This is a genomic window from Gluconobacter japonicus (assembly GCF_002723975.1).
Classification (GTDB): domain Bacteria; phylum Pseudomonadota; class Alphaproteobacteria; order Acetobacterales; family Acetobacteraceae; genus Gluconobacter; species Gluconobacter japonicus.
In genome coordinates, this window is record NZ_BEWO01000043.1 from 1 (window position 1) to 9,244 (window position 9,244).

Consider the following 9,244-nt stretch of genomic DNA (forward strand, 5'->3'; position numbering starts at 1 on the left):
GGAACGTTCCGGCCCGCTTGACCGTTACTTTGCCAAATGATATCTGTCCGTTTAACTTGAGGACTCGATGATGCCCAAACTTGCGCTGTATGTGCCACTGAAGGCCAAGCCCGGAAAAGAGCGCGATGTCGCCAATTTCCTGACCTCGGCATTGCCGCTCGTTCAAGCCGAGCCGGGCACTCTGACCTGGTATGCGATCGAGGAGGGTCCCGGTGCGTACGCGATCTTCGATACGTTCGACACAGAGGAGGATCGGCAGGCCCATCTTGACGGCAAGGTTGCCGCCGCGCTGATGGAGAAGGCGGAAGAACTGTTCTCGGAACCGCCGCAGATTCACAAGTTCACCCTGCTGGCCGCGAAATAGCGGAGTGGTCGGCACCCCAAGCTGCCGTACGACTGCACGGTTAGGGTCGCCTGCCCTCGGGAATGGACGGCCCGGCCGGCTCTGGAACTAAATAGAAGAATACGACAGGCCATCCGCGATAGTGGATGGCCTTGTCTTTTGCGCTTATCCGGCCTTTTGATGCTGCTGCTGATAAGTCGGCGTTGATGTGTTGCGTTATCATGGCGCCGTTGGTTTCGCAGGAACTTCTTTAGGTCATCAATCTGCCGCTTTTTAGATCGTCCTGGCCCTGGCAATCGAAAAGCCGCCGTAAATCGATCCGAGAACTGCCGAACGGGAAGGAACCGTTCAGGCGTCAGGCGGTTTAGGAGACAGACATTGGTTGGAAAGGTGCCATGCTATGCGCCTTTGCGCTGGTTTGGATCATCAGCAAGCTCTCGATTTGATGACGCCCAGATCAGATCTACAAAAGGAGAAGATCCGTGAAAGCTGTCGTGTACAACGGGCCCAAAGACGTTTCCGTCGATACCATCGATGATCCCAAGATCGAAAAGCCGACCGATGTTATCATCCGGCTGACGACGACCAACATCTGCGGGTCGGACCTTCACATGTACGAGGGCCGGACCAGCTTCGAGAAGGGCAGGGTCTTCGGTCACGAAAACCTTGGCGAGGTCGTCGAAGTCGGTTCTGCCGTCGATCGTATCAAGAAGGGCGATCGCGTGTGCATGCCGTTCAACGTCGGTTGCGGTTTCTGCGAAAACTGCGAACGCGGTTTGACGGGATTTTGCCTCACGACCAACCCTGGAACCGCCGGCGCGGCGTATGGCTTTGCCGAGATGGGTCCGTGGCAAGGTGGTCAGGCCGAGTTGATGCGCGTTCCTTATGCGGACTTCAATTGTCTGAAGCTGCCCGAAGACGCCGAAGAGAAGGAGGATGACTATGTCATGCTCTCCGACATCTTCCCCACGGGTTGGCATGGCGTCGAACTGTCCGGTTTCCTGCCTGGCGAAAGCATCGCTATCTACGGCGCCGGTCCGGTCGGTCTGATGGCCGCGCACTCAGCCGAAATCCGCGGTGCCGCTCAGATCTTCGTGGTCGATTCCCACGATGACCGTCTGAAGCTGGCCGAAGCGATGGGCGCGATCCCGATCGACATGCGCAAGGGCGATCCCGCCCAGCAGATCCTTGACGCGACCGGCGGCCTTGGAACCGACCGGGGGGTCGAGGCGGTAGGTTACCAGTGTTGCGATCGCCACGGCAAGGAGCGCAGTAATTACACGATGAACTGCCTCGTCAAAAGCACGAAGGCCACCGGAGGCATCGGCGTCGTCGGCGTGTTCATTCCGGAAGACCCGAACGCGCCCGACGATCTCCAGAAGGAAGGCAAGATGGCGTTCGACTTCGGCAACTTCTGGTTCAAGGGCCAGAAGATCGGCACCGGCCAGTGTAATGTAAAGCACTACAACCGGCGGCTGATGAAGCTTATCGAGCAAGGCCGGGCCAATCCTGGTCAAATCATCTCGCACCGACTGCCGCTCGATCAGGCACCAGACGCTTACAAGCATTTCGATGCGCGCGATAATGGTTGGACAAAGGTCGTGCTCAAACCGGGTGCCTGACCTTAGTCTTCTACGGAATAGGGATAAATTATGACATTAGAGGGCAAATCAGTTGCCGTTCTGATCGCGCCCCGCGGGACGGAAGAGCCAGAATTCTCGAAGCCCAAGCAAGCTATCGAGGAGGCTGGCGGCAAAGTGACCGTGGTCAGTTTTGAAGCGGGCGTGGCTCGCACAGTCAATAGCGATCTCGACGAGGGCGGCAGCTATACTATCGACAAGACGTTTTCCGAGGTGAAAGCCGACGATTTCGACGGACTTGTTGTGCCCGGAGGGACTGTCGGTGCCGACAAGCTGCGCGGCAGCGTCGAGGCAATTGGTTTCATCCGGGCTTTCTTCGATCAGAAGAAACCTGTTGCGGCTATATGCCATGCACCCTGGACATTGATCGAGGCGGGCGTGCTTGAGGGTCGCACCTTGACGTCCTACCCGACGCTGAAGGTCGATATCGAGAACGCCGGCGGTACATGGGCCAATGAGGAAGTCGTGGTCGACAACGGCCTTGTTACCAGCCGCGATCCCGATGATCTGCCCGCCTTCTGTGCCAAGCTCGTCGAGGAAATCGCAGCAGGGAATTAAGACGGGGCGTTTCGACGAACCATGTGAGGGCCCTCTCCCTGGAGAAGGCCCTCACAAAGTAAGCGTGGCGGATGGTCAGCGATTGGCCGTCCGCCACGCCGCGTATCACACGAACACGGCGCATCTGACGGGCACTCAAACCCTGAGCCGCGTCAACCGCGGTGACACATCGCCGGCTCCCTCTTCCAGATTCGACCCATTTCAGCGTGTGGTTGAGATGCACCTTATGGAACGTGCGTTCGGCCAGATTTACGACCTATAGTGCCGCCTTGAGATAGCGGGCGGTGAGACTGCCTTCCGCTTCCGCAACGACGCCAGGGACGCCGCTGGCAACGATACGGCCCCCATCTTCACCGGCCCCCGGTCCCAGGTCGATGATCCAGTCCACCTGTGCGATGGCGCGCATGTCATGTTCGACGACTACGACGGTATTGCCGGCGTCTACGAGGCCCTGCAGGTGTTGCATCAACCGGTCGCCATCGGAGGGGTGAAGCCCCGATGTTGGCTCGTCGAGGATGTAGATCGTGTTACCGCGTTGAGCGCGTTGCAGTTCAGTCGCCGGCTGACCAAGCCTCAGATAGCCAAGACCGATCTCCCGCAACACGTCGAGGGAGCGCATCACCGATGCCTCGCCAGCGAAGAAATCGCACGCATCGTCGACCGTCAGTTCGAGCACCTGGGCGATATTGCGCCCGTTCCATTCGACTTCGAGCGTTTGCGGGTTGTAGCGAGAGCCATGACAGGTCGAGCACGGGGCAAAAACGCTCGGCAGGAACAGCAGCTCCACCATGACGTATCCCTCGCCCTCGCACACCGGGCAGCGGCCTTGCGCGACGTTGAACGAGAACCTTCCCGGGCTGTAGTGCCGCCGGCGGGCGAGCGGCATATCAGCGAAGATCCGTCGCACATGGTCGAACATGCCGCTGTAGGTGGACAGGTTCGAGCGCGGCGTGCGGCCGATCGGTTTCTGATCGACCCGCACCAGCCTGCGAACATGCTCCATGCCTGCGACAAGGCGTCCTTCAGTGTCGTTCTGCGCAACGTCGAGCAGCGGATCGATATCCTCCTCCTCGGCCCCGGGGGAGCCGCCGAGGTGTTCCGTCACGAGCTCGGGCAGCGCCTGACTGACCAGACTGGATTTGCCCGATCCCGAAACGCCGGTGACAGCGGTGAAGCAGCCGATGGGAAACTCGACGTCGAGACCATGGAGATTGTTCCGCCTGATCCCTTCAAGGCGTAGCCATGCCTTGGGATCGCGCGGTGTGCGCTCACTGCGGAGCGGCTCTGCGAACAGGGAGTTGCCCGCCGCCTTGAGACGCTCGAGGATGGTGAGCAAGGCTTCGCCATCTGCCGGGTGCAACCCTGCCGAAGGCTCGTCAAGCACATAGACCACGCCGAAAAGCTGTGACGACAATTGCGTGGCAAGCCGCAAGCGCTGCAGCTCTCCGGAGGAGAGCGTCGGCGTGCTGCGGTCGAGCGAAATGTAGCCAAGGCCAAGATCGATCAGCGGGTCCAGCCGCTCGATCAATTCGCAGGCGAGGCGTTGGGCAGCGATCCGCTTCTCGTCGGAGAGATTAGGCGTGCGGCGTACGTCGGGCGCGCTCTTGTGCGCAGAGCCGCCCGCCGCAACCCGTTGTTCGACCGCTGCATCGCGGGCCGCTTTCTCCAGAACATGGCCCGTCGAGGGGGGCGGAGACCGCCCCATACGCGCCTTGCGCGACGGGCATCAGCAAGTCCTTCAGCTTGAGCACCGTCAAGTCGCCGAACTCGGCAATGTCGAGGCCGGCGAATTTGACCGACAGGGCTTCGCGCTTCAAGCGCTTGCCGTCGCAGGTCGGGCAATCGCGGCCGATGATATATTGCGAGACGCGCTTCTTCATCAGCGCGCTTTTCGTGTTAGCGAAGGTTTCCAGCACATAGCGGCGCGCGCCGGTGAAGGTGCCCTGGTAGCTCGGCTCCATACCGCGCTTGAGCGCCGTCCGGGTCTGTTCGGGCGTCAGGCCCGCATAGACCGGCACCGTCGGCCCCTCGTCAGTAAAGAGGATCCAGTCGCGATCCTTTTTCGGCAGGTCGCGCCACGGCGTATCGACGTCATAGCCGAGCGAAACGAGGATATCGCGCAGGTTCTGGCCATGCCAGGCGGTCGGCCAAGCGGCGATCGCCCGATCGCGAATGGTGAGGCTGTCGTCAGGCACCATCGTCTCTTCGGTCGCGTCATATACGCGGCCGATGCCGTGGCAGGTCGCGCAAGCCCCCGCGACCGTGTTGGGGGAGAAATCCTCCGCATAGAGCATGGGTTGATGGCGCGGATATTCGCCGACGCGGGAATAGAGCATCCGCACCAGGCTGGAGAGCGTCGTCACGCTGCCGACCGAGGATCGCGCGTTGGCCGAGCCGCGCTGCTGCTGCAACGCGACCGCAGGCGGCAATCCGTCGATCGTGTCGACCTCCGGCACGCCGGCCTGGTCGATAAGGCGACGGGCATAGGGCGCAACCGATTCCAGATAACGCCGCTGCGCTTCGGCATAAAGGGTGCCGAACGCAAGCGATGACTTGCCCGAACCCGATATGCCGGTGAACACCACGAAGGCGTCGCGCGGTACATCGACGTCCACATTTTTTAGGTTATTCTGGCGCGCGCCACGAACCTGCACGCAAGCGGGAGGTCCCGCATGCCAATGGTCGGAGGCCGGCGTCGTCGCGTGTATATCCTTGTCCTTCAATTCAGTCTTCCTGCCATATCCGCCCGTGCGGCCTGTGGTTCATTACGGTCGGGGTAAAAGATGAATGCATTTGCGACTCAATACATCCAACGGCCAGGCTGGCCCGATGTTCGGAACCTTTGAAATATTTTTCCAGCATTAGACAAAGGTTACGACAAAACCATTTTTCCCGTTGGGTCGCGCGACGAGGCCACACACACTCCGCTGGTAAGCGCCTGGGCCAGGCGACCCTGGTCCGTGCCGCTATCGGCATGTAACGATTGCATTTCGGCGGTTGTTACCGCATCGCGACACGTTGCCCAGTTGCCAGAGCGCGCTTCATCATGGCCGGGGTCGGGCCATGATGAAGGCCGAGTTGTCGATCCGAGCGCCTCGCGCCGCTTCGGATCGGCGGGTCAGTAGTGAATGACCGTGCGGATCGACTTGCCTTCGTGCATCAGGTCGAACGCCTCGTTGATCTCCTCCAAACCCATGGTGTGGGTAACGAACGGGGCCAGATCGATATCGCCTCTCATCGCGTCCTCGACCATGCCGGGGAGCTGTGTCCGTCCCTTGACGCCACCGAAAGCGGACCCCTTCCATACGCGGCCCGTGACGAGCTGGAATGGGCGGGTGGAGATTTCCTCGCCCGCGCCCGCAACGCCAATCACGATCGACTGACCCCAGCCACGGTGCGCTGATTCAAGCGCGGCGCGCATGACATGGACGTTGCCGATGCACTCGAAGGTATGATCGATGCCCCATCCCGTCATCTCGATCAGCACTTGCTGGATGGGCTTGTCATGGTCCTTGGGGTTGATGCACTCGGTCGCACCGAACTGGCGTGCCAGCGCGAACTTGGACGGATTGGTGTCGATGGCGATGATGCGACCCGCCTTCGCCTGGCGCGCGCCCTGAATTGCAGCGAGGCCGATCCCGCCAAGGCCGAACACGGCGACCGAGTCTCCAGGCTGGACCTTGGCGGTATTGTGGACTGCGCCGATGCCGGTCGTGACGCCGCAGCCCAGCAGACAGACATGTTCGGGGTTAGCCTCGGGATTGATCTTGGCGAGCGAGACTTCGGCGACGACAGTATATTCACTGAAGGTTGAACAGCCCATGTAATGATAAAGGGGCTGGCCATTGTACGAGAAGCGGGTGGTGCCATCGGGCATCAAACCCTTGCCCTGCGTTTCGCGGACAGCGACGCACAGGTTGGTCTTGCCCGACACGCAGAAATCGCACTTGCCGCACTCGGCTGTGTAGAGCGGAATCACATGATCGCCCGGCCTGACGCTGGTGACGCCCTCACCGACCTCGACAACGATGCCCGCGCCCTCGTGGCCTAGAACCACCGGGAAAACGCCCTCCGGATCACTGCCCGCCAGCGTGTACGCATCGGTGTGGCACACGCCGGTGTGCGTCACCCGGATGAGCACTTCGCCCTTCCGGGGTGGAGCGACATCGATTTCGACGATTTCGAGTGGCTTGCCCGGCTCGAAGGCTACAGCGGCGCGAGATTTCATGTTGGGATACCCTCGTTGATGGAAACCGATTGCCGGTGCGAGGCCGTTGCACCATCGCAAATTCGTCGACGTTCTCATACTGTCAGGGAGTATCTTTGTCATACTCCCTGACAGTATACAAGAGGTGTCCTACCGAGGATCTCAAACCAGAGAAGGCAGCAGGGGCTGGCTTCTAAGTGCGAGAGAGCACGGGCAAGAAAATGAGCCTGAAATCGTCATTTAAGATAAGTACGCAGAATCTTCATTACGCCCTCCACGCCGTCATCGTGATCGCTGCCCTCGCTTCTGAGGGCTGGATCTGCGCCGGAACCGAATGTTTCCCTGAGGTGACTCTCCATCACTTCCGCCATCAGCCCGTTTGTCGCGCCACGCATGGCGACAATTTGCTGCAGCAGGGGAGCGCAATCGGCCCCGGCTTCGATCGCGCGTTCCAGAGCGTCCGCCTGACCCTTGATACGCCGCAAGCGTGTGATGGCTCGCTTTTTGTCCTCTGATGAATGTGGCATCGCGTTTTCCCGAGAAATCGCTTCAGCATACTATACAGGGGGGGAGTTTCAATCCTGCACTGAGACGGGCGTTTCTCTCATCGGGCGAGGTTCCGGTCATGCTCTCAAGCCTGCGCCGCAAGCAACCACGGCATGGGCTGAGGGTCCGATCATGTATCTGGGAGGGGGAGCCATCGCTTGCTCCCCAGATTTGCCGGTCAGACCGTAACGACGACCTTGCCGATCTGGTCGTTCGATTCGAGGAAGCGGTGCGCGTCCTGGATGGCGTCGAGCGGGAAAGTGCGCGCGATCCGCGGCTTGAGCGCACCCGATTCCAGACCCGCCACGATGAAGGCCTTGGCGCGATCAAGGGCGGCGTCGTCCGAGACGATCTCACTGTAGAGATAACCCTTGAGCGTAAGGCTCTTGCCCAGCACGGAGAACAACGGGAACGGTGTCGGCTCGCCGCTGAGCGCGCCATATTCGAGCAGGATGCCGCCGCGCGCCATGCTCGCGGTCAGCGGCTCGAACGACGGACCTCCGACCGGGTCGAGCACCACGCGCGCACCTGCACCATCGGTTATCTCCATCACCCTCGCCACCAGATCCTCTTCCTCGGTCGCGACGACATGATGTGCACCGGCATCGATCAGGGCCTGACGCTTGGCTCCGGTACGCGTCGTCGCGATTACCGTCGCGCCGACCATCCGCGCAATCTGGAAGGCAGCAAGGCCGACGCTACTGGAAGCAGCGGTGACGATGACGAAATCGCCCTCGCCGAGCTTCGCCTGCTCCACCAGCGCGCCCCAAGCGGTGACATACTGCATCCACACGGCCGCCGCTTCCTCGAACGACAGCGCGGCCGGATGCTTTACGACAAGGCGGGCAGGCACGTTGGCGACCTCGCCATAGGTGCCCCAGCGCGCGATGTCGAGCGGAGGGATGACGCTGACGGCTTCGCCTTCCGCAAACCCGGTCACGTCCGCGCCGATCTTAACGACGGTGCCGGCAGCCTCATAGCCAAGGCGGCTCGGGAACTCGGCTTCCTGAAGGTAGGCATGGTTGCGGAACATCACCTCGGCGCGGTTTATGCCTATCGCCTTGACCGCGATCTGCACCTCGTCGGCCGCGGGCGCGGGCACTGCCAAATCTTCAATCTTGAGGACACTGGCGTCGCCATATTCGTGGATTCGAACGATGCGGCTCATGGGCCACTCCTTGAATATTGAATGATTGTTCAGTATCGGTATGGGCCACCAGCTTCAAGCTATTATTTATCGATCATTCCATATCGGGCGCGAGACATGACTGAGACGAAAGCCCGTCGCGGCGCAGGTCGCCCTCGTGTGTTCGACACCAACGCAGCGCTCGACAAGGCGGTGCGGCTGTTCTGGCAGCGCGGCTACGAGGCGACATCGATGGCCGATCTGGTGGCGGAGACTGGCGTCGCCGCCGCCAGTCTTTATGCGGCGTTTGACAACAAGGCGGGGCTGTTCGCGGCGGTGATCGAGCGCTACGCCGCGACGTTCAGCGTCCACCTCTATGCACCCATCAACGATCCGGCGTTGTCCACCTTCGAGGCCGTCAAAGGCCTGCTGGAACGAGCGGCGTCATCGTTTTCGGAACCTGGAACGCCCGCCGGCTGCTTCATGTATTCGGCAGCGGCAGCCGTTTCGCCAGCGTCTGCCGCCATCGAATGCCTGCTGCGCGAAAAACGTATCGCGGCGGAGGCCCTCCTGATCGAGCGTCTGCATCGCGGCGCCGCGCAGGGCGAGCTTGCGGCCAATGCCGATCCGGCCGTGCTAGGCAAATTCATCAATACGGTCATGGAAGGCATGTCCGTTCAGGCGCGCGACGGCGCTACGATCAACCAACTGCTCTCCATCTGCAAAATGACACTCGATCGATGGCCGGCCGCGATATGATTGTTAAATGGTGGTCATCTGCCAATCCGCTTCCCGCGACCGAACAGTCGAACAGAGGTGGCCTC

At 60.9% G+C, this 9,244-nt stretch carries 7 protein-coding genes and 1 pseudogene; 4 read left to right on the top strand and 4 right to left on the bottom strand.

Translation table 11 applies throughout. From position 1 onward, the window contains the following. Nucleotides 1–67 precede the first annotated feature (67 nt). From GJA01_RS14495 to GJA01_RS14505, 3 genes are all read left to right on the top strand, one after another. The gene (locus GJA01_RS14495) at nucleotides 68–364 is read left to right on the top strand and encodes a putative quinol monooxygenase (protein ID WP_239648499.1); all 297 of its coding nucleotides are present in this window, start codon (nucleotides 68–70) and stop codon (nucleotides 362–364) included. A gap of 461 nt (nucleotides 365–825) precedes the next feature. Next, entirely contained in the window at nucleotides 826–1,965 is a 1,140-nt protein-coding gene (locus GJA01_RS14500; protein WP_062020885.1) for a glutathione-independent formaldehyde dehydrogenase, read from the top strand. 30 nt (nucleotides 1,966–1,995) lie between these two features. Continuing rightward, nucleotides 1,996–2,541 (top strand): type 1 glutamine amidotransferase domain-containing protein, encoded by a 546-nt coding sequence (locus tag GJA01_RS14505; RefSeq protein WP_062020888.1) that lies wholly within the window; start codon nucleotides 1,996–1,998, stop codon nucleotides 2,539–2,541. Nucleotides 2,542–2,797: 256 nt separating this feature from the next. Here GJA01_RS14505 and GJA01_RS14515 read toward each other — a convergent pair. The 4 genes and pseudogenes from GJA01_RS14515 to GJA01_RS14530 all read right to left on the bottom strand — a co-directional run bounded on the left by GJA01_RS14515 (nucleotide 2,798) and on the right by GJA01_RS14530 (nucleotide 8,462). Beyond that, nucleotides 2,798–5,249: pseudogene (locus tag GJA01_RS14515) on the bottom strand (excinuclease ABC subunit A). A 410-nt stretch (nucleotides 5,250–5,659) separates the two neighbouring features. Further along, nucleotides 5,660–6,769 carry an S-(hydroxymethyl)glutathione dehydrogenase/class III alcohol dehydrogenase gene (locus GJA01_RS14520; RefSeq protein WP_062020904.1) on the bottom strand — a complete coding sequence of 370 codons (1,110 nt, stop codon included), beginning with the start codon at nucleotides 6,767–6,769 and terminating at the stop codon, nucleotides 5,660–5,662. 215 nt (nucleotides 6,770–6,984) lie between these two features. Then, complete coding sequence (locus GJA01_RS14525; RefSeq protein ID WP_062020894.1) at nucleotides 6,985–7,275, bottom strand: metal/formaldehyde-sensitive transcriptional repressor; 291 nt, start codon at nucleotides 7,273–7,275, stop codon at nucleotides 6,985–6,987. A 197-nt stretch (nucleotides 7,276–7,472) separates the two neighbouring features. Next, on the bottom strand, nucleotides 7,473–8,462 hold the full coding sequence (locus tag GJA01_RS14530) for a zinc-dependent alcohol dehydrogenase family protein (RefSeq protein WP_062020898.1): 990 nt from the start codon (nucleotides 8,460–8,462) through the stop codon (nucleotides 7,473–7,475). Nucleotides 8,463–8,600: 138 nt separating this feature from the next. Between GJA01_RS14530 and GJA01_RS14535 the strand changes: the two genes are divergently transcribed. Next, complete coding sequence (locus GJA01_RS14535) at nucleotides 8,601–9,179, top strand: TetR/AcrR family transcriptional regulator (RefSeq protein ID WP_218017420.1); 579 nt, start codon at nucleotides 8,601–8,603, stop codon at nucleotides 9,177–9,179. Nucleotides 9,180–9,244 lie beyond the last annotated feature (65 nt).